This is a genomic window from Streptomyces sp. NRRL S-118, from assembly GCF_000716335.1.
Taxonomy (GTDB): Bacteria; Actinomycetota; Actinomycetes; order Streptomycetales; family Streptomycetaceae; genus Streptomyces.
This window is the reverse complement of record NZ_KL591024.1, coordinates 40,744-65,336: the sequence shown is the minus strand read 5'-3', so window position 1 is coordinate 65,336 and position 24,593 is coordinate 40,744. Positions and strand designations below refer to the sequence as shown.

General features: G+C 71.3%; 23 protein-coding genes and 2 pseudogenes. 15 read left to right on the top strand and 10 right to left on the bottom strand.

The genetic code is table 11. The features are described 5' to 3' along the window. Positions 1 to 18 precede the first annotated feature (18 nt). Positions 19 to 315: a hypothetical protein gene (locus IH00_RS0130080; protein WP_031079098.1), complete on the bottom strand. Its 297-nt coding sequence runs from the start codon at positions 313 to 315 to the stop codon at positions 19 to 21. Between the two features lie 423 nt (positions 316 to 738). Here IH00_RS0130080 and IH00_RS0130075 point away from each other — a divergent pair, with 423 nt between their 5' ends. Further along, positions 739 to 1,395, top strand: coding sequence for a hypothetical protein (locus tag IH00_RS0130075; protein WP_031079096.1), 657 nt, complete (start codon positions 739 to 741; stop codon positions 1,393 to 1,395). Positions 1,396 to 1,653: 258 nt separating this feature from the next. Here IH00_RS0130075 and IH00_RS0130070 read toward each other — a convergent pair whose 3' ends face one another. From IH00_RS0130070 to IH00_RS0130055, 3 genes are all read right to left on the bottom strand, one after another. After that, entirely contained in the window at positions 1,654 to 2,409 is a 756-nt protein-coding gene (locus tag IH00_RS0130070; protein WP_039947564.1) for a DNA alkylation repair protein, read from the bottom strand. Positions 2,410 to 2,663: 254 nt separating this feature from the next. Next, complete coding sequence (locus IH00_RS0130065; RefSeq protein ID WP_031079093.1) at positions 2,664 to 3,455, bottom strand: alpha/beta fold hydrolase; 792 nt, start codon at positions 3,453 to 3,455, stop codon at positions 2,664 to 2,666. Positions 3,456 to 4,454: 999 nt separating this feature from the next. After that, positions 4,455 to 5,495, bottom strand: a complete 1,041-nt coding sequence (locus IH00_RS0130055) for a vWA domain-containing protein (protein ID WP_031079091.1) — start codon at positions 5,493 to 5,495, stop codon at positions 4,455 to 4,457. A gap of 453 nt (positions 5,496 to 5,948) precedes the next feature. On the opposite strand from IH00_RS0130055, the gene IH00_RS0130050 reads away from it, so the two are divergent. Next, positions 5,949 to 6,395 carry a DUF6228 family protein gene (locus IH00_RS0130050; protein ID WP_420710939.1) on the top strand — a complete coding sequence of 149 codons (447 nt, stop codon included), beginning with the start codon at positions 5,949 to 5,951 and terminating at the stop codon, positions 6,393 to 6,395. 58 nt (positions 6,396 to 6,453) lie between these two features. On the opposite strand, the pseudogene IH00_RS40740 reads toward IH00_RS0130050, so the two are convergent. Both IH00_RS40740 and IH00_RS0130045 read right to left on the bottom strand, forming a co-directional pair. Then, positions 6,454 to 6,594, bottom strand: a pseudogene (locus tag IH00_RS40740) (transposase); the annotation flags it as partial. Positions 6,595 to 6,799: 205 nt separating this feature from the next. Further along, the gene (locus tag IH00_RS0130045; RefSeq protein ID WP_052411730.1) at positions 6,800 to 7,450 is read right to left on the bottom strand and encodes a TetR/AcrR family transcriptional regulator; all 651 of its coding nucleotides are present in this window, start codon (positions 7,448 to 7,450) and stop codon (positions 6,800 to 6,802) included. 80 nt (positions 7,451 to 7,530) lie between these two features. On the opposite strand from IH00_RS0130045, the gene IH00_RS0130040 reads away from it, so the two are divergent. The 5 genes and pseudogenes from IH00_RS0130040 (at position 7,531) to IH00_RS0130025 (ending at position 10,876) form a co-directional block, all read left to right on the top strand. Continuing rightward, complete coding sequence (locus tag IH00_RS0130040) at positions 7,531 to 7,938, top strand: RidA family protein (protein WP_031079087.1); 408 nt, start codon at positions 7,531 to 7,533, stop codon at positions 7,936 to 7,938. Positions 7,939 to 8,261: 323 nt separating this feature from the next. Beyond that, positions 8,262 to 8,372, top strand: a pseudogene (locus IH00_RS44415) (IS5/IS1182 family transposase); the annotation flags it as partial. A 108-nt stretch (positions 8,373 to 8,480) separates the two neighbouring features. Further along, positions 8,481 to 8,789 (top strand): hypothetical protein, encoded by a 309-nt coding sequence (locus IH00_RS45530; RefSeq protein WP_158827999.1) that lies wholly within the window; start codon positions 8,481 to 8,483, stop codon positions 8,787 to 8,789. Between the two features lie 981 nt (positions 8,790 to 9,770). Then, positions 9,771 to 10,226 carry a phage holin family protein gene (locus tag IH00_RS0130030; protein WP_234335008.1) on the top strand — a complete coding sequence of 152 codons (456 nt, stop codon included), beginning with the start codon at positions 9,771 to 9,773 and terminating at the stop codon, positions 10,224 to 10,226. Beyond that, complete coding sequence (locus IH00_RS0130025) at positions 10,202 to 10,876, top strand: DUF3618 domain-containing protein (protein WP_031079082.1); 675 nt, start codon at positions 10,202 to 10,204, stop codon at positions 10,874 to 10,876. Before IH00_RS0130030 ends, IH00_RS0130025 begins: the two co-directional genes overlap by 25 nt. Positions 10,877 to 11,192: 316 nt before the next feature. On the opposite strand, the gene IH00_RS0130020 is transcribed toward IH00_RS0130025, so the two are convergent. Then, positions 11,193 to 11,933, bottom strand: a complete 741-nt coding sequence (locus IH00_RS0130020; protein WP_031079081.1) for a class I SAM-dependent methyltransferase — start codon at positions 11,931 to 11,933, stop codon at positions 11,193 to 11,195. A gap of 445 nt (positions 11,934 to 12,378) precedes the next feature. Here IH00_RS0130020 and IH00_RS0130015 point away from each other — a divergent pair, with 445 nt between their 5' ends. After that, positions 12,379 to 12,711 carry a glyoxalase superfamily protein gene (locus IH00_RS0130015; RefSeq protein WP_031079079.1) on the top strand — a complete coding sequence of 111 codons (333 nt, stop codon included), beginning with the start codon at positions 12,379 to 12,381 and terminating at the stop codon, positions 12,709 to 12,711. Positions 12,712 to 12,839: 128 nt separating this feature from the next. Then, positions 12,840 to 13,241, top strand: coding sequence for a transposase (locus IH00_RS40725; RefSeq protein ID WP_078888030.1), 402 nt, complete (start codon positions 12,840 to 12,842; stop codon positions 13,239 to 13,241). 9 nt (positions 13,242 to 13,250) lie between these two features. On the opposite strand, the gene IH00_RS0130010 is transcribed toward IH00_RS40725, so the two are convergent. After that, positions 13,251 to 13,634: a VOC family protein gene (locus tag IH00_RS0130010; RefSeq protein WP_031079077.1), complete on the bottom strand. Its 384-nt coding sequence runs from the start codon at positions 13,632 to 13,634 to the stop codon at positions 13,251 to 13,253. A gap of 362 nt (positions 13,635 to 13,996) precedes the next feature. Between IH00_RS0130010 and IH00_RS42965 the strand changes: the two genes are divergently transcribed. Beyond that, complete coding sequence (locus tag IH00_RS42965) at positions 13,997 to 14,149, top strand: hypothetical protein (protein WP_158827997.1); 153 nt, start codon at positions 13,997 to 13,999, stop codon at positions 14,147 to 14,149. Positions 14,150 to 14,796: 647 nt separating this feature from the next. On the opposite strand, the gene IH00_RS43500 is transcribed toward IH00_RS42965, so the two are convergent. Both IH00_RS43500 and IH00_RS0129995 read right to left on the bottom strand, forming a co-directional pair. Further along, positions 14,797 to 14,967, bottom strand: coding sequence for a hypothetical protein (locus IH00_RS43500; RefSeq protein ID WP_199819836.1), 171 nt, complete (start codon positions 14,965 to 14,967; stop codon positions 14,797 to 14,799). A gap of 41 nt (positions 14,968 to 15,008) precedes the next feature. After that, a complete protein-coding gene (locus IH00_RS0129995; RefSeq protein ID WP_031079075.1) occupies positions 15,009 to 15,203 on the bottom strand; it encodes a hypothetical protein in 195 nt (64 codons plus the stop codon). Between the two features lie 391 nt (positions 15,204 to 15,594). On the opposite strand from IH00_RS0129995, the gene IH00_RS42960 reads away from it, so the two are divergent. The 5 genes from IH00_RS42960 to IH00_RS0129960 all read left to right on the top strand — a co-directional run bounded on the left by IH00_RS42960 (position 15,595) and on the right by IH00_RS0129960 (position 24,298). Continuing rightward, positions 15,595 to 16,065: a hypothetical protein gene (locus tag IH00_RS42960; RefSeq protein WP_031079072.1), complete on the top strand. Its 471-nt coding sequence runs from the start codon at positions 15,595 to 15,597 to the stop codon at positions 16,063 to 16,065. 817 nt (positions 16,066 to 16,882) lie between these two features. Continuing rightward, the gene (locus IH00_RS0129975) at positions 16,883 to 18,214 is read left to right on the top strand and encodes a cytochrome P450 (protein ID WP_052411728.1); all 1,332 of its coding nucleotides are present in this window, start codon (positions 16,883 to 16,885) and stop codon (positions 18,212 to 18,214) included. Between the two features lie 43 nt (positions 18,215 to 18,257). Then, positions 18,258 to 19,916 carry a peroxidase family protein gene (locus IH00_RS0129970; protein WP_063835453.1) on the top strand — a complete coding sequence of 553 codons (1,659 nt, stop codon included), beginning with the start codon at positions 18,258 to 18,260 and terminating at the stop codon, positions 19,914 to 19,916. A 318-nt stretch (positions 19,917 to 20,234) separates the two neighbouring features. Then, the gene (locus IH00_RS0129965) at positions 20,235 to 20,633 is read left to right on the top strand and encodes a hypothetical protein (RefSeq protein WP_031079067.1); all 399 of its coding nucleotides are present in this window, start codon (positions 20,235 to 20,237) and stop codon (positions 20,631 to 20,633) included. Beyond that, positions 20,630 to 24,298 (top strand): hypothetical protein, encoded by a 3,669-nt coding sequence (locus IH00_RS0129960; protein ID WP_031079065.1) that lies wholly within the window; start codon positions 20,630 to 20,632, stop codon positions 24,296 to 24,298. The genes IH00_RS0129965 and IH00_RS0129960 overlap by 4 nt, the downstream gene beginning before the upstream one ends. The last annotated feature ends 295 nt before the right edge of the window (positions 24,299 to 24,593 follow it).

The window sequence follows — 24,593 nt, the reverse complement described above, 5'->3', positions numbered from 1 at the left end:
GCGATCGGCTCCGCGAGGTCAGGAGGCGAGGAACCGTCCTACACCCGTGCGGACGTCCTCGGGGTTCATCACGGGGAAGACAGTGATCTTCGCGTTGAGTTCGTTGAAGAGCGGTTCACAGATGACGGGCAGATCAGAAGGCTGCTCCATGTCGAAGACGATGAAGGCGGTGCGCATGCCGTCCAGCGCCCCGAAGTAGGCGGCTTCCGGCTGCAGCCGCTCCATAGCGGCACCGAGAACCTCGTCCAGCCTGTTGGCCCTGATCGCCGCGTTGGCCTTCTCCGTGTCCATCTGGCACATCAGCATCGTGCGCATGAGCCGCCTCTTTTCGGATTTCGGATCGGAGTCATCCCCGTTCGGCCCCAGTGTTCGCGTGCCGTGCCGGGCGGCGCATCCAGGCGGGACCCATCCGAGTGGCAACTCGGGCGCACCAGCGGTACGGGTCGGGCAAGCCCCCGTACGGCCCGGACACCCGTTCCCGGTGCCTGTCGGGCTCTGCGGGGCGCGGATGCGGTGCGGGCCGGCGGTGTACGGGAGCCGTGGGGCACGGGCTGGGATGCCACGGCGCGCGGCCTGACGGAGGGCCGCTGGGCTCCCGCGCCCCGTCCCGGCCTGCGTGGGGCGGGCCGCGCGGCCAGTAGGCTCCTGCCGGCCGGGACTGAGGCGGTATCGACTGCCGCCGGAAGTCCTACCGGCGGTGCCGCGTTTCCCGCGGCCGCCCTGAGACGGGAGCACGCGTTGATTGCTTTGGAGTACGGCTACGAGGTGCTGCCCGGAGTGGCGATGGACACCCCCGGCGTCGAGGACGTCCTTCGCCGCCGTGAACGCGGCCTGCGGTGGGGCGTGCTGGCTCTGACCGCCGAGGTGGTGCTGCTGGCCGTCGTACTCCTGGTTGTGGGCCCGGGCTCGGCGCCGGGTATGGTCACCGCCGCATGCCTCGCCCCCGTCATCGCCTCGACGGCCGGCCTGACGCTGCTCTGGCGCCGGGCGCGCCGCAGGGAGCGTCTGGTCATGAGCACCTATGGCTGGCAGATATGGCCCGTCCGCACACAGGACGTCCGGGTGGTCACTGCCGAGGGGGAGCGGGCACAGGGTCGACGCTGGGGCACGGACGGCCGCGTGGTGCTGCTGCAGCCCGACGGACAGAGCCACTGTTCCTTCCCGGTCCCTTCGGACGGATGGGACGGCCCGCAGCCGCGGGGGCGGCAGCGCCCCGGGAACCAGGTGTGGTTCGCGGGCGACACCCGGTTCGGGGGGATGGTCGCCGAACCGGGCGGACTGCCCTTCCGCTACGTTGTCCGCTCCGTGCCGGGCAAGCGCCGCGGTTGGGTCGCGGAGGACGAATTGGCCCGCCGCGCCGGTTTGATGCCCCGGAACCGGCGCCACCGCCCCTGACCGGACCCGGCCGAGCGGCCAGGTTGTGGCGGCCACGGCACGGTGCCGGGGTGCAGCCGTACCTCTGCCGGGAATCCATGCCCTTCGTCGGGTCGCCTCGCAGGCCGGCGTGCCGTATGCACGGGGCTGCCGGTGTCGGCCCGGTGCGCGCCGCGGTTCCGTTCGCCCCCGTTGCGTCCCGCCTCCTTGCCCGCCGTCCGGCCGTCCGGCCGTATGACGGGCCGGGCCTGCTGCCCCCGGAGTTGTGGGCGCGCCAGGTCAGGGCGTGGCGCCGCCTCCCTGCCGGGATGCGGTCAGGATCGCATCCCGTCGCGCGGCGTCGAGATGACGGACGGCCTCCCGGACCGTCACACCGGAGGAGCGGCCGGCGCGCGGCAGGAACCAGCCGTACACCTCGTCGGGGTGCTTCCTGCTCGCCTGCCGCAGCACCCATCCCAGGGCCTTGCGGACGAAGAACCGGGGGTCTTCCAGGAGTGGGTCGGCCGACGCGGTGAAGACGTGCCAGTAGCGGGGAAACCCGTCCTGGTCACCCAGGGGGACGAGGAAGGCGAGGATGCCGGACCTCCGGATCCACTGGTGGTCCTCAGCGGCCCAGCGCAGGTAGGTGTCCACCACGGCGGGTTTCCGCAGCAGCAGCCGGCCCGCGACCGATCCGGCGAGCAGGTCGACCAGGGCCCAGGTGCGGCTGTCGCGCAGCAAGTCCTCCAGGAGTGCCGTGTCCTCCGCCTCCAGAACACGGACATGCCGTTCCAGCAGGATCGCGGCAGCCATCCGGGACTCGTACACTTCGGGGCGCCACAGGGCGCGGGCGCAGGACACGAGGTGCGGACGATCGAGCGGGCCATGGGCCCGGACGGTGTCGGCCACCAGCCGGCGGATGACCGGCATCCTCACCCCGTGGTGCTGTAGATCGCTCTTGAGATACCGCTTGGTGCTCTCCGCGGTCCGTGGGTCACCGGCCCCGCGCAGGCCGGCCGAGAGCTCCTCCACCAGAAGGGCTGTCGACGCGTCCACCCACCCGCTCCTCTCCACCGTCGTCGTGTGTCCGCCCACAGTGGGAGTGGCCGTGGGGGGTGAGCAAGATCGCCGCGCGAGCCGCCGGTGCACCCATGTCCGTCGGCGGCCGAGCGGCTGCGCCGTTCCGGCCCGCCCGGCCGCTCTTCAGTCTGCCGTGGCGCCGGGCCGGTGCGCAGCCGCTCCGCCGCCTGCTCCCACGCCGCCGGGTGGTGGGCGCCCACCCCGCCCGCTTGGCCCGGTGCCGGTTCGGCTCACGCGCCCCGCTCCGCCGGAACCGGGCCTGCGAGCGCCTCCTCGGTCGCCCGGACGAAGGCCTCGGGATTGTCCAGCATGATGTTGTGACCGCAGTCGGGGATGCGGACGACACTGACACCGGCCTCGGCGAGCGCATCGGCGCCGGGCAGCGGGCCGTCGGCTTCCGGGAGCATGTACGTACGCGGGATCTTCAGGCCGATGAGGAGTTCGCGCATGGTGGGCACCGTGCCGCGGGCCAGGTTGACGGCGCTGCGGTACAGCGCCTCGCGGCCGGCCAGCCGCATGGTGGACCACCAGTGAGCGCCGACGCGGTCGCGGACGGATTCCCAGCCCCCGGCGAGGAATTCCTCCTCGGTATGGGCGGCGATGCCACTGCTTCCGAGGGCGGCGGCGTCGGGCGGGATGGGGTCGAGGTTGGAGTCGATGAGGACGAGCCGGGAGACCAGGCCGGGATGACGGGAGGCCAGCACGATGGCCACCGATCCGCCCATGCTGTGGGCGATCACCTCGGCGTGGCCGACGTCGGCGGACCGCAGGGCGGCGGCGAGGGCTTCGGCGTGGGATTCCAGGGTGTAGTCGAAGCCGGTGGGCCGGTCGCTGTGGCCGTGGCCGAGCAGGTCGATCAGCAGTGAGCGGTGGCCACTGAGGCGCGGGTCGACGGCGACCTGGGTGAAGTAGGCAGGGGATGTGGCACCCAAGCCGTGGACGTAGACCCGGGTCGGCTCGCGCCCGGGAAGTTCGACCCAGCGTATGCGGTCGTTCCCCGCGGTCACTGCGGCACTGCGCATGGTTCTTGCTCCTTGGTCGGAATGCAGCGGTCAGCGAGCCTAACCTCCTTCCCGCCGCGGCCTCCTCCCGACTGCCGTGCTGCCGCCGGAGCCGTCCCGCCCCACCAAGTGGCCGACGCTGCACAGGTGTTGTACCGGTGGGGCTTGCGGATCAGGCGAAGCGCTCTGCTTCGATGACGACGCCGGACGCGGGCCGGTACGGACGGGGCGGGGCGCCCGGCGGCGACCGGCGCCCGCTGCCCGGCCTGCTGCTGGGCTGGCGCCGGGGGCCACCCAGGCGGGTGCGCCCGGGCCGGGGTGATCGCGTGTCAGCACCGAGTGAGGGCGGTCGCGACCGCAGGGCCGCTGCGCCGTTCGTGGACGACGTCGAGCAGCGCTTCGCCCGCCAGGCGGTCCAGGCGGTCCAGGCGGTCCCGGGCGGAACGCCGCGGCCCGCCGGGCAAGGCCAAGGGGCCTCGGCGGCATTCTTGTGGCTCCCTGGTCCGGGCTGGGCGAACGACGTGGTCGACCGCCTCCTGTGGGTCGGCTCGTCGAGAGGGTGACGGCGGCTGCCTGGCCCAGTGCGCCGCGGCCGACCGTCCGGCGCGGCACGCAGCGGGGCCGGTGGTGGCGGCCCGTGCTCGTGCTGAGCTACTGCCGCCGCGCCTCGCCGCTGTCCCGGTGCGGAGACGGGGCCCGGTGCGGAGCCGGTGTGCGACGACCCGCCCCCCGTGCGGCGACCTGCCCCCCCTGTGCGGCGACCGGCCCCCGTGTGGCGACCCGCCCCCCTTTGAGGGGAGGGCGCAGCGTCCGTGTGGCAAGTCGGCCAGCGGCCCAGTCGCCGACCGCTCACGCCCTCGCTCGGCGCCCGTCGGTCCGGGTGGCCCCCCCCCGCGCCCACCGGACCGCACCGCCTGAGTGGCTTTGCCCCGCGAGGCTCCCATGGGGCCGCGGAAGGCTCCCGGCCACGCAGGCGGTTTTGGGTGGCGGCGTCTGAACCGCCGACGGGGGTTGCAAAGCTCAGTTCATCAGCAGCAGCCGCGTCTGCGGTACGAGCTTCCGGTTCACGCTGGTGCTCTGTACGAAGATCGTGAATTCGTCGTTGTGGTCCGGCTTGACGCGGACTTCCGTGTCCGGCAAACCCAGCAGGGCACGGGCCTCCGGGCCGGTGTACACGCGGTCCGTCTTCTTCTCCAGCACCGCGATCTGCTTGCGCGCCTGGATTTTCTCCGACTTGCTCAGCTGATAGAACGCACAACCGGTGCGGTAGGTGTGCCCGCATTCGGTGACCCACTCCCGTATCGCCGCTGCGCGATCCACGGGAATCAGCTGGTACTCGGACGGATCCACCGGAGTGAGGCCGGCTGCCTTGATGGTGTCTTTATTGACCACCTCGGCACCCGTGGAGAACACCGCCCGCGATCCCCGGATACCCTTGGTGCGGCCCACCATGAACTTTTCGGTGGCCTCCTGGATGACCTGCCCGGCCTCCTCCAGACCCTGCGTGCTCGTGGCGTCCCAGATGGCGATGTTGTCCTTCGGGAAGCCGTACTGCATGGCTTCACGCTTGCCCATCTGGTCCGGCACGAGGACGGCCAGCGTCCAGTTGTCCTCCTGAGTCTCGATCATCTTGGCCACGGCCTGCACCAGTTCACGCTGGTCCCTGACGGGGGCATCCGGGCAGCGATGACTCGCGTTCTCCTGGCCGTCGGTCAGAACGAACGTCAGGAAGCTGTGGTCTCCGTACAGCTGAGCTGTCTGCGCCAGCTCGCGCTGCGATTTCAGCGTGGCCGCCAGCAGCGCCGTCATTCCGCCGACCCGGTACAGCTCCTTCAAGGACGGCATGCGCAGCACGTCCTTGTCGTAGATGACGCACTCCACCTTCTCTGCGAAGACGTACACCGTGACGCGTGTTTCCTGATCCAATTCCCCTGACCGGCGGGCGAGATAGGCGATCTGCTGATCGGCGACGTCGATGACCTTGCGGCTCAGGTGCGACATGGACGAACTGGCATCCAGCACAAGAGCGACGTGATTGATGTAGTTCTGGTTTCCGGACATGAGTGCTCCCCCTTTTCCGACTCGATGCTTCGATCCTCTCACCCACCACTGACAATCGATCTTGGATCCGGGCGGGACGGACCGCGGTGAGCGGTCGGTCGCGACACTGCGCGGCCACCGCGCCGTGCCGCCCGCACCACGGACACCAGCAGATCCGCCTTCGGCCGGCCCCTGAGGCCTCGCCCCAGAGGCCTGAACCCAGGCAAGGACACGAAGCCTGGACCCCGGCGAGTGCGTCGCACGTTTCCTCGGCGCAAAGAACGCACCGGCAGCCCAGGTGCCCGGCATGGTGGCCGTCCAGCGCCTGACGGACCATCACCATGGCTTCCCGGGCTTACAGCTCGTGACGGAATGACCACGTCAAAGCCGCGCTCGGCTTCCTCCGAAGACCGGTGTCAGGAGGGACAAAACTACTGGTCACAGGGAGTCCCGTGCCCGTAGCCTGCACACGTGATGGAGGAAGACGAGATCAACCCGGTCGTCCGCGTGGGTGACCGGTATCGAACGATCAACCTGCGCTTCCACCAGCTGACACGTTCCTTCCCGGAAGTGCGTGATGACCTGATGCGCGACTTCCTCGTGACAGCTCAAGGTGAGTCGGCGCGGATCGAGGTCGTGGTGAGGACCTGGGACGGTGACGGCCTCGATGTCTTCCTTGCCGAACTGGCGGAGGGGTTCCGAGGATGGAGCGGCACCAGGACCTGGCGCTCTCTTGAGGGCGACTTGACGCTGGCCGCCGAGCACGCAGGATCACACGTCCGGTTGACGTGGGGGCTGCACGACCGTCTCCCCGACGACGAGTGGCGTTTCGAGACGACGACCATCCATGCTCCTGGAGAAGACATGCGCAGTCTTGCCATCGAGATGCGTACCTTCTTGGAGTCGGACCCGCTGCAGTGAGCGGAGGAAGCTCGTCAGTCGCCCATGGCCGGCACAAGGCGCCACGTTCTCGATGGGTGATCAGGCAGCGGGTGAGCCTGAGGAACGCTTCGTGGATGTCGGCCCGCCGTTCCCAGCGGATCCGTGGACGTCGGAAGCCGTGCAACCAGGCAACTGTCCTCTCGACCACCCACCGGTAGGTGCCAAGACCAGTGCCGTGCCTTCCGCACTCCCGCACTACACAGCCGGTCAGGCAACGGCTTGCGGACCGGGTGCGGGAAGCGCCGTTCGCGCGCTGCGGCAGCAGCGGCTTCAGGCGGCCCCACAGCTCATCCGGCACTATCCACGGGCGATATCTCCACGCGGGACCGAACGCTCAACTCCTGCCGTAGGCGCCGTCATCAGCAGCGATCCCTCTCATTGTGTCAAGGCCTGTCGCTCCGATCACGAGAACCGGGCGTGGCTGGGAGTATCCGTCCCCAGCCGCGCTCGACCGACTGGCGGCATCGGCCGGGTTCGTCTCCTGCGCTGGTGAACAGTGCGGTCAGCATGGGCACGCCGTAAGTGAGTGCCTGGTGTGGCAGGGGGCCTGTGGCGACGAGTGAGGCGAGTCCGTGGCCAATGGTCCAGCTCTGTGTTGCCAGTTCCAGCGGGTCGACCTCGTCACGGAAGCGGCTGTTCGTCTTGGCCCGGTCGATGGCGCTGACGAGGCGGTCCAGGGTTTCGTCCGCGGCGCCGGTGTCTTCGAGGTCGAAGCCCGCGTCGAACATGACCCGGTAGAGATCGGGATTCTCCAAGGCGTTGGCCAGGTAGGCGGCGCCCAGGGCGGCGAGGTCTCGTACCGGGTCCGCGGACACTTCGACGGCTGCGAGTTGGGCGGCCAGACGGGTGAAGCCCTCTTGCCGCAAAGCCTTCCACAGGCCGTCCATACCGCCGAAGTAGGTGTAGACGGCCATCGTTGACACCCCGGTACCGGCGACCAGGGTGCGGAGTGTGACCGGTTGTCTCGTCCGCAGCATGTGTGCGGCCTGGTCGAGCAGCAGGGAGCGGACCGCTGGATCTTTCGTCCTCGCCATGGCTCCACAATACATAGCGCCGCTATGCTTTCATGAGTGCTGATCTTGCTGCTCCTGACGCCAAGAGGAAGAGGCCGTTCATGTCCGTGACGCTGGTCAATCCCGCGGGGTTGCCGAAGCCCGAGGCCTACCGGCAGCTGTCGGTCGCCACCGGATCGAAGCTGGTGTTCCTGGCGGGACAGGTCGCCCGCGACGCCGACGGCCGGCCCGTGGGCGACGGAGACTTCGCCGCTCAGGTCGAGCAGTGCTATCTCAATGTCGCCACCGCTCTGGCCGGGATCGGCGGTTCCTTCGATGACGTGGCGAAGCTGACCATCTACGTCGTCGACTGGAGACCCGAGAAGATGCCGCTGCTGGGTGAGGGCGTGGGCCGGGCGGCAGCGAAGCTCGGCATCGATCCGGTCAAGCCGATCACGCTTCTGGGCGTTGCGGCACTGGGGGAACCCGACCTCCTGGTCGAGGTCGAAGCCACCGCGGTCATCGAATAGCCGTATCACTGCGAGCAGGGAGACCGTGGCGCCGGCCATGTTGAGCCGGGGGACGGGGGGTCTGACGGCTGCCCCAACGCAGGCCCGTGGAAGTCCATCCACATGCGGCACTTGCTGTGGTCGACCGACGGCACCCGGGAGAGGCTCTTGCGGCACGTCCAGTCCGCCGCCGACACCCAAGGCGGCATCGACGGGAACATCAACGTCGACTCCACCGCCGCAGGCGCTCGCCAGCACGCCACAGGAGCCCCTCGAACCCCACCGCCCGCGACGCCGAGCCCTCCAAAAGGGGGCCGACAAAGGCCAGGACGGCGACCGTCGGCCAGCATGATGCTGGACGGCCTCCCGGAGGGGACGGAGCCCTCGGCCGGTCACGCGGCGGACTGACCACCAAGATTCACATTACCGAGAAGGGCACTGCCGCCCGCTGTCCTTGCTGAGCACGCCGTGACAAGGGGCGGACTGCACGCAGTTCGAGTCGGTGATGGACAAGATCCGTGTCCCGCGCGCGGGACACGGCCGTTCCCGTCGCACGCCGGACCGTGAGCGCCGACAAGGCATACAGCAACCGCGAGATCCGCGCCTACCTCCGCAAACGCGGTATCCGACACGCGATTCCCGAGAAGCAGGACCACAAGGCCGCCCGCCTGCACCCGGGTTCACGCGGCGGACGGCTGCCGGGCTTCGGCAAGGCCCGGTACCGCCACCTGCGCCAATGGCTGGCACAGCGAGGTATCCGGCATCGCTTCGCCCGCAAGAGCGTGGAGATGTCAGAGCGGCCAAAAGGACGACACCGCTGGACCATGGCCCGGCCCGCCGGCTGCCCCCACCTGATGGACGCCGCGAGGTGACTCGCATGGCTCGCCGCCTGGTACGGGGCGACGAAACCGGCCGACGCGAGTGAACGATCGCTACGAACGGTGAGGTGCGGCGTGGAAGCCGGCCACAGGGCGCTGGCGGCCCCCGGCTGCTCGGGTCGGCCACCGCTCCCTTCACCCCGGGACGCTGATCCTGAGGAGAGAACCGCTTAATCGGCATATTCCTGCGATTGCCTACCTGAATCCGGGTACGCGGAACCGGCAGAAGAGCACTCCCTTCCTTTCTGGAGGATTCTTCGAGGACTCGGGGCGCCGCGAACAGAGCACGCCTGGCGCGGTGGCGCGAACTGCCCAGGACAAGGCGGTCGAGAGCGCGGGAATGGTCGGTGGCAAGGCCGCGGAGGTGGCCGGTACCGCAAAGGAGCAGGTCGCCGGTGTGACGCACGAGGCCGGTGCACAGGCACGCGATCTCGTGGGAGAGCTCCGGGACCAGCTCCGCGACCAGGCGCAGACGCAGACGCAGCGACTGGCAGAGAACGTTCGCCGGCTCTCCGACGAGTTGCGCGAGATGAGCGAGAACGGCAAGCCGGACTCCGGTGTCGGCGGTGTGGTGCGGCAGATATCCGACGGCGGACACCAGGTGGCCGCCCGCCTGGAGCGGCAAGGCCCGGAAGGTCTTGTCGGTGACCTGCAGGACTTCGCTCGCCGCCGTCCAGGCGTGTTCCTCGCGGGTGCGGCTCTGGCCGGCTTCGTGGTCGCGCGGGCCGGGAAGGGGATCAGCGCAGCCGGCTCGGCGGACTCCTCGGCAGGAGCCGGGCAGGAGAACCGGACGCAGCCCTCGCCGCCCGTGACAGGTGCCGGTACTGGTACTGGTACCGCAGGGGCGGTCGGAGCGCCTCCCGCGGTCGGGGTGCCTCCCGCCCCGCCGGTCACTCCACCTACGTCACCGCCGCCCGCTGTGCCCCCCACGCCGTCCTATCCGGCCACGCCTCAGCCCGGAGAAGGAGGATGGCGGTGACCACACGCGTATCCGAGCGCGACAGGGTGGACGGGGTGGACGTCCAGGCCCCGCCCCCGCCGCCTGCCACCGCGCAGGACACGTCCATCGGTGACCTGATCAGCGACATCAGCGCAGACCTGTCCCAGTTGGTCCGTGACGAGATCGAACTGGCCAAGGCGGAGATCAAGGAGGAGTCGACCAAGGCCGGCAAGGCCGTGGGCATGCTCGGCGGAGCCGGGTACGCCGGACACCTGGTGCTGCTGCTCGGCAGCTTCACGGTGATCTTCGCACTGAGCAACGTGATGGACATCGCCTGGGCGGCTCTCATCGTCACGGCTGTGTGGGCGGTGGTCGGCGCGGTGCTCTACTCGACCGGTCGCAAGCGACTGCGCACCGTCAATCTCAAGCCCGAACAGACCATGGAGACGTTGAAGGAGGACGCCCGATGGGCGCGACACCCCAGGAGCTGAGGAGCGACGTGGAGTACCGCCGAGCTCACCTGGCACGCAATGTCGATCTCCTCGCCGACAAGGTGACGCCCGGAAGGGTCGTACGACGCAAGGCGGGTTCGGCCCGCAACAGGTTCACCGGGATCAAGGAGCGGGTGATGGGTACGACCCGGGACGCCGCCGGCGGGATGGCGCAGTCCGCGCACGGGATCGCCGAGAGCACCAGTGACACCGCGGCAAGCGCGGCGCGGACGGTGCAGGAGACCACCAGCCAGGCGGGGGAGGCCCTTCAGAATGCGCCCGCGCAGGTGAAGCGGCAGACCCAGGGCAGCCCGCTGGCCGCCGGCCTCATCGCCTTCGGAGCAGGCATGCTCACCGCCGCACTGCTGCCCACCACCAGCGCCGAGGAGCGTGCCGGGCAGCGGGTGCGCGAGCACTCCGACGAACTGCTGGAGCCGGTGAAGCAGCAGGCGGTGCAGGCCGCGCAGGAGGTCAAGGCAGAGCTCCGCGAGCCGGCCGCCCAGGCTGTCGAGTCCGTGAAGTCCACGGCCAAGGACGCCGCCGACACCACCAAGGAGCAGGCGAGGTCCGCCGGTCAGGACACCGCTGAGGGCCTGCGCCGGACGGGCCAGGACACCGTCGCCGAGGTACGCGACCAGACGGGACGCTGACGGCGATCCGTGGCGGGGCGCGGTGCAGGACGACCGGGGGAGCGGCCGACGCTACGGGACTGCGTCACCGCGTAGTTCGCCGACGCATCCGGCACCGGCCGGAAGGCCCCCGGGCCCGGCCGGTGCCGGACTCCGGCGTCCCGCCGCCTCGGTACAGGCGCCACGTGGGGGAGCAGCGTGAGTGCTGCTCCCCCCACCGTTCGAGCCTCGGTCGTCCGGTCCCGCGCCGAAGCCGGTGCCGGCGCCGTCCCGACTCGCTGCCGCCTCCGCACGGGCGCGTCTCGCAGGCCGGGCCGCCGGAACGCCCGGTGGGGCGTCAGGCGCGGCAGCGCAGCATCTCCAGAGGGGGGTTGGCGTGGAAATCCGCCCAGTGGTCCGCGCCGAACTCGCGTACGCCGGCCTCGGACACCTCCACCGGGACCCAGGTCAGCTCACTGAATCCGGCCGCCTTCAGGCAGTCCTCGTAGACCTCGCGGCGTGGACGGTTGGCGACGAACGAGACGGGCGGGTCGAGCAGAGCCGTGGTCCGGACCTGCGGTCCGGTCTCGACCTCCTCGCCGGTGAGCTCGCTGCGGAAGCCGTACTTGTCCGGGGACGGCCCGTCGAAGCGGAAGTCGGGCGACTGGTTGAGCAAGAACAGCCCGGCGCCGGGCTTCAGGCTCCGGCGGATGTTGCGGCACATCAGCTCGGTGGTGGCGATGTCCGGTGCGTAGTTGAGCAGTTGCACCGCCAGGCCCACGTCGAAGGGCTGCTCGAAGGTCCGCAGCGCGGACACGTCGCCGACCTCGTAGCGCACACCCAGCGGGTCGTGCTCCTCCAGCTTCTGCGCCACGGCGACCATCTCGCCGGAGATGTCGATCCCGAGCACGTCCGTGGCGCCGCGTCGCTTGAACTCCCGGCTGTAGAAGCCGGTACCGGAGGCGAGGTCCAGGACCGACTTGCCGCTCACGTCCCCGACCAGGGCCAGGAAACTGGGCACCACCGCGTACTGCTCCAGTGGCAGTGCCTTGAACCCCTCGTACGCCTCACCGATTTCGTCGTACTGCTGCGTGCTCACCTGTGCCGTCCTCCCTTGCGTGACGCCGTCTTCGTGGCCTTCGGCCCCCAGGCCCCGGGACACGCGGCGGCCTGTGCTCGGCAGTCTCTACGCATCCCGGCGGACCGCCGTACTGGCGGAAGCCACAAAGATCAGGACGCCGTCCGGGCCGCCCGTACAGGCACGGGTGCGCGGGTTCGGGTGGATGGCGGGCGACCTCGGGGCGTCCTTCGGAAGCCGGCTCGCACGCGGTCCGGGCTCCGGCCCCGGTGCGTCCAGGTCCGAGCGCGCTCCGGCTCCGCGGGCGTAACCGGGGCGCGGCGAGCCGTTTCCCCGGCCTCGCACCCCCCGCACTCCGCCAGGCGGAGCGCGGGTGACACCCCCGGTACGTACTCGCGGCGCGGGGCGTACTGCCTAGTGCCGCATCAGGCAGCGTTCGCCCTGGGCAGTCTGCGACGATGACGCCATGGACGAGGAAGTCATTCCCATTCTTCGCGTCGAGGACGCTGCGGCGGCGGTCACTTGGTACGAGCGACTGGGCTTCGCCATGCAGTGGGAACACCGCTTCGAATCGGGACTTCCCGCGTTCGTCGAGGTCGCCCGGGGCGGGGTGCGGTTGTTCTTGTCGGAGCACAAGGGAGATGCCCGCCCTGACACGTTGGTCTACCTCCGCATTCGTGATGTCGAGGCCATCGCCTCCGAGTTCGGTGTGCCGGCGAAGGACGCTCCGTGGGCGCGTGAGATTGAGCTGCGCGACCCTGACGGCAACCGGCTTCGGATCGGCACGCCGACGGAATGACGCTCGTCGGCAGCGCGCGGCAGGGAACTTGTGCTGGTGGCTGAGCGAGTGCGCGTCCGTGAGATCGATGACGAAGAGGGGCAGCGCCTGCCGCGGATCATCCGCCGGGGCAGCGGGTCGGTGGTGACGTGGCGGCGGGGCAACACCAACGACTGCACCCGGTTCACCGCCGTGATGGAGGCGATCCGGGTGCCCGGATCGGACCGGGACGCCCCCGCACCCGGCCCGGTCACGTCCTGGGCGACAAGGGCTACAGCTCGAAAGCTATCCGCACCTGGCTCCGCCACCGCGGCATCCCGCACACGATCCCCGAGCGGGCCGACCAGGCCCGCAACCGGGCTCGGCGGGGTAGCCACGGAGGGCGCCCGCCCGCCTTCGACCGTGAGGTCTACAAGCACCGCAACGTCGTCGAGCGGTGCTCCAACCGCCTGAAGCATGGCGTGGCATCGCCACCCGCCTACGACAAGACCGCCCAGTCCTACGCAGCAGCCGTCACCCTCGCATCAATCCTGATGTGGGCGTGCATTTGACGACTGAACCTAGAGGGGCTGGAGCCGGGTGCGCAGGAGGCAGAATTCGTTGCCCTCCGGGTCGGCCAGGACGTGCCAGGTCTCGGCGCCAGTCTGGCCGACGTCGACGGGCCTGGCGCCGAGAGCGAGCAGCCTTTCCAGCTCGGCGTCCTGGTCGCGGTCGGTGGCGTTGACATCGATGTGCAGTCGCAGCTTCCCGGTCCGCGGGGCGCTGCTGGGACTGAGGACGAGGGTGGGCTGCGGTCCGCCGGGGCCGGCGTCGGGCGGCCCGATCTCGATGCTTCCGTCGTCCTCCCGGCCGAGTTCCACGTACCCGAGGACCTCCCTCCAGAATGCGGCGAGCCGTTCGGGGTCGGCACAGTCGAGGACCAGCTCAGTGATGCGGCATGCCATGTCCGCCAGTGTACGGAGGCACTTCGGAGTTCGTCGGCCACCTGCCCGGAGGCCGGCGCGCTGCGCGATCGTCCGCGTGCCGGTCGCTTGTCGTCCGCGTGCCGGGCCGGTGGCGTTGCGGGCCATCGAGCCGGACGGAGGTCACTCCGCCGACAACGGTCCACTGGTGGAAGCAAGTTGCTCAGGAAGCCTGGTGGTGGGCCAGGTGGCGAGGACGGCCTGGACGGCGTTGGAGAGGTCCGGGTCTGCTGATGCTCGTCGGCCCGGAGATGGGCGTCGTGTTCGGTGAGCCGCACCGTCCCGGTCGGTGAGGTGCGGGTGGCGGTGAAGTTGAACTGGCGGGTGGCCAGCCCGGAGCCGGAGTGGTGGTCGAAGTGGTCGAGGTAGACACCGATGGTCTCGATGGTCAGGCTCGTCTCCTCGGTGACCTCTCGGTTCTGGCACACCGGGTCGGCGCAGCCGAACAGGGGGTGGTGCGTGCGTGCACGGCTTCGGCCGCCGAGATCCACTGGTGACGGGCCGCTGTGGTCAGCGTAGCCATCGAGGAAGGCGCCGGGGTGCTGGATCAGCGGGTGGCGTCCGGCGGGCACTTCGAGCCAGGCCGGCCGGCTTCGGTGGACCTTTCGATTCACGGGGCGTCGAGGAACCGCTGCACGGAGCCCGCACACCTCGGCAGGCCTGCACCGCACTGGTAGCGGGCACCAGGCCGGGACGGGACGGGAGTGCCGGTACTGCGACCAGTGGGACGCACTCACGGGCTGCGGTGATCCTGTTGCGCAGCGAGGCAGCCGTGGGGGCGGGGGAGCGGGGCGTGCGCGAGGACAGCGGCGAGCAGCGTGCAGTCGCACAGGGTCCCGTGTCCGTCCGCTCAGCGCCTGGAACCTCGCCATCACGACAATGATCACCCGCTGCAGAAGCGTGCCCCATGACACCGGAATCAGCTGCTCCGCTGCGCTGGGCTCCTATCGGCGGAGGAGCGGAGCGACGCGACGATCCCGGCCCCGGCGGGACCGGGATCGTCACGTGACGGGGCTCCTGCGGGTGCGCGGTACGCCCCCCTGGCTGCCCCAGCCGCCCTCAGGACCGGCGACAGCCGGTACGGGCGTCAGTCTTCGGGCGTCAGCCGTCTGACTTCCGCCTCGCTGACTTGAGCCTTCAGCCTTCAGCCTTCAGCCCGCACGTCGTCCGGCCGGAGTCCGGCCTCCTCCATCGCCTCGCGCAGGGTGCGCCCGGTGGCGCCGTTGTCCTGCTCATGGGAGGTCCCCGCATCACGCGTCTCGATGACATCGTCGGTGGACGTCGTCCTGGGGCGGTTCTCCTCGGGAACGGTCACGACTTCTCCTTGCGTGTGTGCACCGCGGTGGGCCGGGCGGTTCAGGCCGGGTGGTCGGGTTGCTGCTCGGGAGGCGTGCCGCCCCCCTTTCCCCCGCCCTTGTCCCCGCGGTCGGTGCCGTGGGCGCGGCCCCCGCCCTTGGTACCGGGCTGTGCGGCCTTGCGGGCCTGGCTGTCCTGCGGGGTGCCGGCCCCCTTGTCACTGCGCCGCAATTCAGGCTGTTGAGGGTTCGACATCGGCACTGCTCCTTCCTGCGGGCGTTCGCCGAATCGCTTGCCGATCACACAGGTAGCCGCACAGCTCCGCACGAAACGTGCAAGCCGGGGCAGAGCCCGCTGCCCCCCACCGCGGCAGCAGCGCTCGTACGTCCCCGGCGCGTGCCGACCCCGCTGGGAGGGTGCCCCACACGGCCCGGGTACGTACCGTCCCCGGCCGTGACGCCCGTGAGCGGGACCCGGACCGCATCGTCCCCCGGCGGCCCGCAGCCGCGGGAGTCCTCGTACCGGGTGCAAGGATCAGTCTCCTGCGCCGCCCGGCCCGGATGCGCACCGCTGGGGGAGACGCGATCATCGTCCCCAGGGCAGGCCGAGTCGGTCGGCCCGGATTTCAGTCTCTGCGAGGGCCGTCATGGCGACTCACCACCATGCCGGCGCGGCACACCCGGGGTTCACCCGGTCGAGCGTGCGGTATCCGGGCAGCGGTCTCGCGGCGCAGTGGTCGCTCGTACGGGCGTTGACCCGGCCGTCGGGCCTGGGGTTCGCGGTCGGGGCCGCGGAAGGGGTCCTGAAGCGCGTGGGCCAGGCCGGCGAGGTCTGCGGTGGGGAGAGCCTGGCGAACCGGGTCGCCGTGACGTCGCTGCGGCTTCGCGCCGCCGCGGTGCTCACCGAGCATCCGGAGTCGGGGCGGGACCCGGGGATGCGGCGCCTGATGGACGCCGTGGAGGGCGACCGGGACGTGGAGGCGCTGCGCGCCCTGCGGGCGCTGCTGAAGGACAAGGGCGCCGAGCGGGCCATGTCGACGCTGGCGCCCCTGTTCGCGGAACTGTCGGCGATCCGGGCGTTGCTGATGTCGGGGTCGTCGAGGATGTCGGGCGCGTAGTGGGCGAGGTCCGCGCGTTTCCGCCGGGCGAACCAGCCGACTCTGCGCGTGCCACAGGCCCTTCAGCAGAGCGCGGCGCCCGGTGCCGAACGCCCATGGCGAGTGGGGGTCGCCCGGCCGGTCGGAGAACTGGTGGTGGCGGCGGTGCTCGGCGACCCAGAGGGCGACCGGGCCCTCCATCGCCATGCCGCCGGCCAGCGCCAGGGCGATGCGCAGCGGCCGCTCGGCCTTGAAGGACTGGTGGGTGAAATGCCGGTGGTAGCCGGTCGAGATGCCCGCGATCGAGATCACGTACATGACGATCCCGAGTGTCACGTCGAGGATGCCGACACCCCATCCCCAGGCGACGGGCAGGGCCGCGGCGAGCACCACGAAGGGCAGCACGATGATGCCGACCAGGTAGCCGGTGTACTCCGCCCCGGTGACGGGGACGGTGCCCGCCGGCCCCGTGGAGGGCCCGTCCGCCGAGGCTTCGTGGACGGCCGTCACCGCAGCGCTCCGGTGCCCCGGCGGGTACCGGAGCGCGCGCCACCGGTCGCGGCCGCGCGTGCGCCGCCGGCGCTGGGTGCGCCGCCGGGGGGTTCGCCCGGTCCCAGCATGGTGTGCGGCCTCCTGTCGTCGCCGGGTTCGGTCCGGTCCCATGCTGAGGCGCCGCCGGAGGAGGAGGCCCGACGGCACGCGGCCGGACCCGTGTGCCACACGCATATTCACACCGGTGACGCGGTCGTGGTGCGGGCGGCAGGACTCCGTGCCGTAATGAGGGGGAATCCGTCGGCGACCGCGTGTCCGCGTCGCCCTGCCACGTCTGGGTGGAGCCATGGAGTTTCTCGCGGCGTACGACGCGATCCCGCAGACCGACGCCGCGCGGCGCGTGGCCCTGCTGCGACAGCACATGAAGGACGACGGTCCGGTCCTGCTGCGCGAACTGCGCGCCGACCGACCGGTGTTCGCCACACCGGTGGGGGTCTTCGTCACCCGGATGCCCGATGTGGTGGAGGTGTTGTCGACACCCGACGTCTTCACGGTCGGTGTGTACGGGCCGGTCCTGGAGGAGGCGCTGCACGGGCCGTTCATGCTGGCCCGCGACGGAGCCGACGTCCACTGGCACGACCGCGCGCACGCCCAGCTGATGCTGCCCGCGGAGGATGTCCTCCCGGTGCGCCGGCTCACCGGCCGGCTCGCCGACGACGCCCTGGACCGGGCGATCGCGACGGCGCGCGCGGCAGGGCGTACGACGTTCGACTACGTCCAGGAATACGCCGCCCCGGTCGCGGCACGGGTGGCCCGGGAGTACCTGGGCTTCACGGACGTGGCCGAGGAGACGCTGCACACCCTGTCGCAGCGCGTCCAGCGCGCGGTGTTCGTCAATCCGGACCGGGATCCCGAGGTGCACGCCGCCGGCGTGGCGGCCGGGAAGGAACTGCACGACCTCGTGGCCGGTGTGATCCGCCGCCGGGTCGTCGGCGCCTCCTCACGGGACACCGCCCGGGACGCGGCGCACACTGCCCCGGACGTGCCGGACGACGTCCTCGGCAGGATGCTGCGCACGGCCCTCCCGCCGGGTACGGGCCGGCCGCTGGACGAGGAGCGGATCAACCACCAGCTCGTCGGCTTCCTGATCGGTTACCAGCAGAACGCCACCCAGTGCGCGGCGACCGCGCTCAAGGAGCTGGCGACCCGCCCCGAGGAGCTGGCCCGCGCCGAGCGGCTGGCCGCCGAGGACGACACCGCGCCCTTCGACGGCTACGTCTGGGAGGCACTGCGCTTCCACCCCTTCGTGCCGACGACACCTCGGCTCTGCGTGCGCGAGCACGTGCTGGCCGCCGGAACACCGCGTGAAACCCGCCTCACGCCCGGCACGGTGGTGCACGCGCACATGGCATCGGCGATGTTCGACGAGACGGTCGTCGAGGACCCGTACGCCTTCCGGCCCGACCGGACGCCCGTGCACAACATGGTGCTGGGCCACGGGGCGCACGACTGCGTGGGCAAGTACCCGGCCCGGGCGATCGTCTGCGAGATGGTGCGGCGGGTGCTCCTGCGCCCGGGTGTCAGGCCGCTGCCCGGTTCGGAACGCGCCCTGGACTACGCGGGCATGCCCTATCCGCAGCACTACACCGTGACGGCGGGCACCGGGGCGTCGCCTTGACCGTGCGGGCGTCCCCAGCCGCCGAGCAGAGAGCAGGCACCAGATGACCACCATCCCGCGCCCGAGCCACGCGCCGGGCGAAAACGGCCGCGACCCCTCCCGTGACGGGTTGCGCAACCGTGTCGAGGCGCACGTCCTCACCCACTACGCGCCGCTGTGGCGGGCGGTGCAGGGCAACCGGTGGCTGCACCGGAAGACCAACACCCTGCTGACGGACATCGCCGTCATGAAGGCCCCGCCGCGGCCCAACCCGCTGAGCACCATGGCGCCGTACACGTCGTGGCCCTCGCTGACGGACCGGTCGTACGTCGGCCGGCACCTCCCCCCGGACACCGCGCCGCATCCGGGGCGCCCCGCGCCGGAGCGGGCGGCCGAGCTCTTCCGCCGCGAAGGAACCGGACAGACCTGCCCGCGGTCGACCGCCCTGCTGCCCGCCTTCGCCCAATGGTTCACGGACGGCTTCCTGCGCGGGCACGGCTGGGGCGGGGATCCCCGGCGCACCGACTCGCCGCACACCATCGACCTGATGCAGTTGTACGGGGCGGGTGAGGAGGTCACGGCGTGCCTGCGCGAGTTCGAGGGCGGCCGGCTGAAGAGCCGGACGGTCGGCGGTGGCGAGTTCCCGCCGCTGCTCTGCGACCAGGGGCGGATCAAGGCGGAGTTCGAGCGCCTCAAGCCGGTCCGGTGGGAAGAGGTGCCCGAGCATCTGCGCGACACGGTCTTCGCGACCGGCGGTGACCGGGCACATGCCCACATCGGCCCGATGCTCGTCAACGTGCTGTTCCTGCGCGAGCACAACCGGATCGCGGGAGTGCTGTCCCGGGCGTACCCGGCGTGGGACGACGAGCGGGTCTTCCAGACCACCCGCAACATCCTGGTGGTGATGACGATCCGGCTGGTCCTGGAGGAGTACATCAACCACCTGACCCCGTTCCACTTCCGCTTCATCCTCGACCCGATGCGGACGGTCCGGTCGAGCTGGTACCGGGAGAACTGGTCGACCATCGAGTTCAGCCTGGTGTACCGCTGGCACAGCCTCATCCCGTCGGCCTATCGCATCGGCGGACGGGACGTCCCGCTGCTGCACACGCTCGCCAACGGCCGGATCATCGAGGAACGGGGCATGGGCCCGCTCTTCGACGATCTCTCCCGTCAGCCCGCCGGCCGCGTGGGCATGTTCAACACCGACCCCCTGCTGCTGCAGATCGAGGCCCGCAGCGTCGAGGTCGGCCGCGAGCTGCAGGTGGCCTCGTACAACGACTACCGCGAGCACTTCGGCTTCCCCCGCGCGACCGACCTGCGCCAGGTGTCGGGCGACCCGGTGGTGCGCGAGGCATTGCACGACCTGTACGGCGGCGTCGACGAGCTGGACCTGTACGTCGGCCTCTTCGCCGAGGACGCCCGGCACGGCAGCCTCTTCGGCAACCTGCTCGGGCGGATCATCGGTGTCGACGCGTTCTCCGAGGCGCTGACGAACCCTCTGCTGTCGCCGCGCCTGTTCACGCCGGCGACCTTCTCCGCGGAGGGGCTGGACATCCTGCGCCGGACCCGTTCGCTCTCCGACGTCGTGCACCGCAACCTGCCGGAGGACGACGGGCGGTACCTGGTGTCCCTCGGCATGAAGCACGCCCCCCGCAACGGTGCCGCCGAGGACGGAGCCCGCACGGCCGCCCGGCCTCGGAGGGTACGCGTGGCCGGATGAGACTTCCCGGCGGAGCAGGGCCCGGGCGGCCGCCCGGGCCGCGGGGTCCGCAAAGCCGGCGGCGTGCCTCCGGCCGCCGCGGGGCGGACCGCCGTACGCCGTGGGCCTTGCCGGGCGGAAGCCCGAAGCGGCGGATCCGGCGCCCGCCGACGTCGTTCCGGTCGCGCGGCGCCCGCGGCGGGCACCCGTCGCCGTAGAGCAAGGCTCTCTTCCGGTGTCCGGCTGTCGGCCCGGGTGCGCGCGTGGGGTGTGAGCGGCGATGTCAGTGACGCCGCCTAGCGTGTAGCCGTCGATCAGCACCACGGGGGAGACGGACGCATGGGCACGCGTGTCGAGAAGAACGGCTACACCGCCGAACTGACGGACGATCTGGAGGTCGTCTACCGCAATCCACAGGGGCGCAGGCTCAAGGGCTTCCCCGCCCCGATCGCCGGAGCTCCGGGGCTCGGAGCGCTGTTCGATGCACGTCAGCAGCTGAGGACGCAGCGTGAAGCGTGCCGCCAGCAGGCGCGGGAGTGGGCGCCGGCCGGGGTGAGCGTGCCGCGGGCACTGGCCGATGCCGATCCGCTCTGGCGCGAGGCCCTGGAGAGCGAGGGGGTCGGGCTCACCGACGAGCCGGGCGAGGGCGGCCTGTGGGCGCGTAGGTACGTCGGGTTCGGCGGCCACACGCTGACCCAGGTGCTCCCCAGCAGCTCATCCCGTACCGCGACCGCATGATGCGCGCCAAGGACTGGGAGCCGGACGGCTGCTTCTCCACCGGCATACCGGACACCTCCGACGGCGCGCTGCCCTTCCCCGAGCGGGTCCTGGCCGCCCATCCGGAGTGCGCGGAGCCGGCGGTCCCGAAACTCCTGGCCCTGCAGAAGCAGATCGGCACGTGGGGTTTCGTTCACAAGGCGGATGTCGACCGCATCCTCCACGGGCTGGAGGAGTCGGCTCCGGCGCTGCTGGTCACGCTCCTGGACGAGATGGCCGACGTGGCCCTGCGGTGTTCCGAGGAGTCGACCGCCGCCGCCTGGTTCGGCCGTGCCCGCACGGCCGAGCGCGCCCAGGGGCGCAAGGTCGACCAGGAGTGGCTGCTGGGCCGCTACCTCACGTACGCCGAAGGCAAGGCCCTGTCCGCCACGACCCTGCGGGCCTGGGCGCGTGAGCTGGCCGTCAAGGGGGTGGCGACCGAGACGGAGCTCTCGCGTTTCCGCCAGGTGGTCATCCGCCGTGTCCAGGCGTCGGCCGAGTTGTACCCGCAGCTGGCCGTCGACGTACGCAAGATCGCCAGGGCCGCCGGTCTCGAGCCCGAAAGGGAACTGGCCACGCTGCTCGGGGAGATCTTCATGGCCGGCGGTGTCTCGCTGTCCGACGTCACGTTCTGGACCGACTGCCTCAAGGGCACGGCCGTGGACATGCTGGGTGAACACGCCCCCGAAACGGCCCACCAGGTGCTGAGGCTGCGTCCGGACCGCTTCGGGGACGACCCCGGGGTGTGGCGGGAACTGCTGGAGCGCTCCGGTGCGCTGGCGCAGCTCACCGGTGAGGCCCCGGGGCTGCCCGCGGGCGAGGCCGCCGCCTGGCTGTCCCAGTGCGTGCGGACCAGCAGCGACCGGAACGGCCCGTTGCCGGTCATGTACGAGCTCGCGGAAAGACTCGCGCCGCGGCTGGCGGCCGATGGTGTCCCCGTGAAGATCCGATACCGGCGGATCGGCGACAAGCTCGACGGAAAGACGCCGCTCGACCTGATCGACCTGCTGCTGGAGCACGGCGTCCCGGTCGCCGACCCGCCGGAACTCCTCGGCCCGTCGCCGCTGTACCAGATGCAGCTCGGTCGCCGGCCGAAGCTGGAGCACCTGCAGGCGGACGAGCGCTTCGCCCGCGAGCTGCGGGCGCGGGCCCGCGCCGACCTGGAGATGACCATCAAGGGCCTGGAGCCCAACAGCTGGTACCAGCCGCACAACACCAAGGGATGGGAGAAGATCCCGCAGCTCTTCGACAACCCGATCGGGCACGAGGAGATCCGCGCATGGTGCGACCGCGAGCGGGCGAAGCTGCGTGCGGGACTCGACTTCCAGGAGCTGGTCCTGCTGCTCGGCCGTTTCGTCCACGTGGGCGAGGCGGCGGACCTGCTCCTCAAGAACAGCGAGGCCGCAGCGGAGTTCGCGGCGGTGGACATCATGCCGCTGCTGATGGCCGAGCTCCCCGACACCGTCTCGCGTGCGCAGGTGGAGGAACTGCTGGCGGGACTCCAGCCCTACTTCGTCGACCGCGAAGGTGTCACGGGTCCCAATCGCGGACCGATCCTGGAAGCGCTGCCGCAGCTGGGCGAACCGATGCACAGTCAGGCCGCCCGCTCCCTGGTGATGGCCGTCAACTGCCGCGAGGGCCTGGAGCGGCTGGTCCGCCGCCTCACTCCGGACGAGGGTGATGCGGCGCCGGCTCCGGACGCGGACGTGGACGATCCCGACGTCCGGGTGAGCCGCCGGATCATGAAGCTCGCCGAGCACGGCACCCCCGTCTGGGGAGGTGATCTGACGCAGGCGAGCACCACGTTCGACACCCTGCCCCGCGACGGCCGGTTGCGCCGGACGCACGCGTGTGCCGCGGCACTCGCCCTGTGCGCCGTCTCCTCCAGGACGGACGGCCCGGCGGCGCAGTCGCTGATGGCGTACGCCGCCCATCCCTTCGTCTCCGGTGCGCCGGGCCGCTGGCGGATCGTCCACTGCGAGGCGCCCGAGGGCCGCACCGACATGCGCGCGCCGATCCCCGGGAAGGTCTACCGCACGGCCACCTCGGTGGCCCTCGTACTCGCCGGTGGAGGGGACAGGCGGCCCCACCGGACGCTGTGGGAGTACGCACCCGACGGTACGTTCTCCGAGGACGGTCCGCTGGCTCCCGCGGGTGTGCGGGTCACATGTGCCCACGTGCTGCGGCCGGTGCGCCCCGGCGGCTGGTTCGCGCGCTTCGCCGAGCTGTACCGCGAGCACGGCCCGTCACCGGCCCGGCCGGAACTCGCCGCGGCCTTCGCCGAGCGGCTGGCACTCTCTCCGGCGGAAGCCACCGTGCTGCTGATGGCACACGTCCGTTGCGCCCCCTTCCAGTTGGACGAGGAGGAGGACTACCTCTCCCACCACCACTCCGCCGACCTGGAGCCCTGGAGGATCCGGCCGAAGGACGCCGACCAGGCCGTCGCCGCACTGACCGCCATGCTCGGCTCCGACTTCTTCACGACGCTCTACGACAAGCTGCTCCCTGATGATCCCGAGCAGCTGTGGACCACGGGCCCCGACGTCGACCGCGCCGCCGCATGGTGGCTGCACGAGCTGGGCAGCCCCCTGCCCGCACCGAGCGCGCTCCTGCCTCTCGCCGCCAAGGAGACGCTTCCGCCCAAGGGCGAGGCCGCCCCCGCCCGGCAGCGGCGCCGGGGCGACCAGGGCTGGTGGCCGCACCTGAGGCTGCCGGCCCTGCTCGGCCGCGTCGCCGCCGGGGCGAGCTGCCTGTCGTCCCGCCGCGCGGGCCTCATGGGCGAGCCGCAGCTGCTGGACCTGCCGAGGATCGCCGCCTGGATCGCCTACCGCACCGCGGCGGGAGACCCGCTGCGCCCCGCGGTCGGCGCGGCGATATCCCGGCTGTGCGAGGAGGCCACCGTTCCAGGCTCGCTCGCGCTCTTTTCGCTGCAGAGCAACCACCTGATGGGACCGCCTCCTTCCACCGAGGCGCTCACCGCTCATCCGGCGGTCACGGAGGTGGCGGACACGGAGTACGACATGCGTCATCTCCGCGTGGACCCCGCCGCGCTCAAGGGGCCCGACGATCCGCTGCTCGAGACCCTCGACGTCTACCTCGACTCCGTGCTGCCCTCCCAATGGCTGCCCCGCCCCTCCGGGCTGCCCGCCCTAGCGGACCTGCGGCTGCTGCTGAGCGACGACTTCGCCGCGCTCGGGAAGCACCTCGCCACCGATGGCGAGCGGCCCCCGGGCTGGGAACAGGACCCCACGCGGTCCGTGCCGCACCTCGTCGAGGAGTGCGCCACGGTCTTCGGACTGGGCGGGGACGCCGCGGCGCTCTACCTGATGCTGCTCGCCCTGCCGGATCCCTCGGACCGCAACGTCAAGGCGTGGACCGGCTGGAAGCCCACGCGTTTCAAGAAGGCCGAAGCCGAACTCGGCGCGTCCGGCCGCGTGCTGCGCGCCGCCCGGCCGCGAGCAGGCCGCTCCCTGTTCCTGCCGGGCGCCTGGCAGGAGCGGAAGCCGCCTCGCCTCCCGATCGAGGCGTCGAAGCTGGGCCTGCTGCCGCTGGCGCGGGAGCACCGGTCGACCTCGCACATGGCGGCGGTGCCCTCCGCCCCACTGCCCACGCTGTTCACGCGGGCGTGGGAGGGCCGCAGGAACTGACCGGGCGGTGCGCCAAGGTGGGGTTGCGGATTGCCGGTGGCGGACGGCGGGCGCGGGGCCGCGCAGCTCACGTGGGCACCGCGCACCGCCGGGGCGGCGGCCACCGGCGCGCGCAGCCGGTGCCGGTCGTTGCCGGGCCCCCGAGCTCTGTCCGCCGCCGGGCTCCGTCCGCCCGCGGCTGCCCGGTCGGCCACCCCCGACACTGCGCTGTGCCGTGCGGGTGGCCGCAGACCGCGGGGCGATCCCGGTGACCTCGACGGACGGCGGCACGGAGGGAGGCCGCGGGCCGCCGCCC

Bases quoted from the DNA above. Each gene is read 5' to 3' on its own strand.
- IH00_RS0130080 (WP_031079098.1), bottom strand. From the start codon at position 315: ATGCGCACGATGCTGATGTGCCAGATGGACACGGAGAAGGCCAACGCG.
- IH00_RS0130065 (WP_031079093.1), bottom strand. From the start codon at position 3,455: ATGCGCAGTGCCGCAGTGACCGCGGGGAACGACCGCATACGCTGGGTC.
- IH00_RS0130055 (WP_031079091.1), bottom strand. From the start codon at position 5,495: ATGTCCGGAAACCAGAACTACATCAATCACGTCGCTCTTGTGCTGGAT.
- IH00_RS0130050 (WP_420710939.1), top strand. From the start codon at position 5,949: ATGGAGGAAGACGAGATCAACCCGGTCGTCCGCGTGGGTGACCGGTAT.
- IH00_RS0130045 (WP_052411730.1), bottom strand. From the start codon at position 7,450: ATGGCGAGGACGAAAGATCCAGCGGTCCGCTCCCTGCTGCTCGACCAG.
- IH00_RS0130040 (WP_031079087.1), top strand. From the start codon at position 7,531: ATGTCCGTGACGCTGGTCAATCCCGCGGGGTTGCCGAAGCCCGAGGCC.
- IH00_RS0130025 (WP_031079082.1), top strand. From the start codon at position 10,202: ATGGGCGCGACACCCCAGGAGCTGAGGAGCGACGTGGAGTACCGCCGA.
- IH00_RS0130015 (WP_031079079.1), top strand. From the start codon at position 12,379: ATGGACGAGGAAGTCATTCCCATTCTTCGCGTCGAGGACGCTGCGGCG.
- IH00_RS0130010 (WP_031079077.1), bottom strand. From the start codon at position 13,634: ATGGCATGCCGCATCACTGAGCTGGTCCTCGACTGTGCCGACCCCGAA.
- IH00_RS0129995 (WP_031079075.1), bottom strand. From the start codon at position 15,203: ATGTCGAACCCTCAACAGCCTGAATTGCGGCGCAGTGACAAGGGGGCC.
- IH00_RS42960 (WP_031079072.1), top strand. From the start codon at position 15,595: ATGGCGACTCACCACCATGCCGGCGCGGCACACCCGGGGTTCACCCGG.
- IH00_RS0129975 (WP_052411728.1), top strand. From the start codon at position 16,883: ATGGAGTTTCTCGCGGCGTACGACGCGATCCCGCAGACCGACGCCGCG.
- IH00_RS0129970 (WP_063835453.1), top strand. From the start codon at position 18,258: ATGACCACCATCCCGCGCCCGAGCCACGCGCCGGGCGAAAACGGCCGC.
- IH00_RS0129965 (WP_031079067.1), top strand. From the start codon at position 20,235: ATGGGCACGCGTGTCGAGAAGAACGGCTACACCGCCGAACTGACGGAC.
- IH00_RS0129960 (WP_031079065.1), top strand. From the start codon at position 20,630: ATGATGCGCGCCAAGGACTGGGAGCCGGACGGCTGCTTCTCCACCGGC.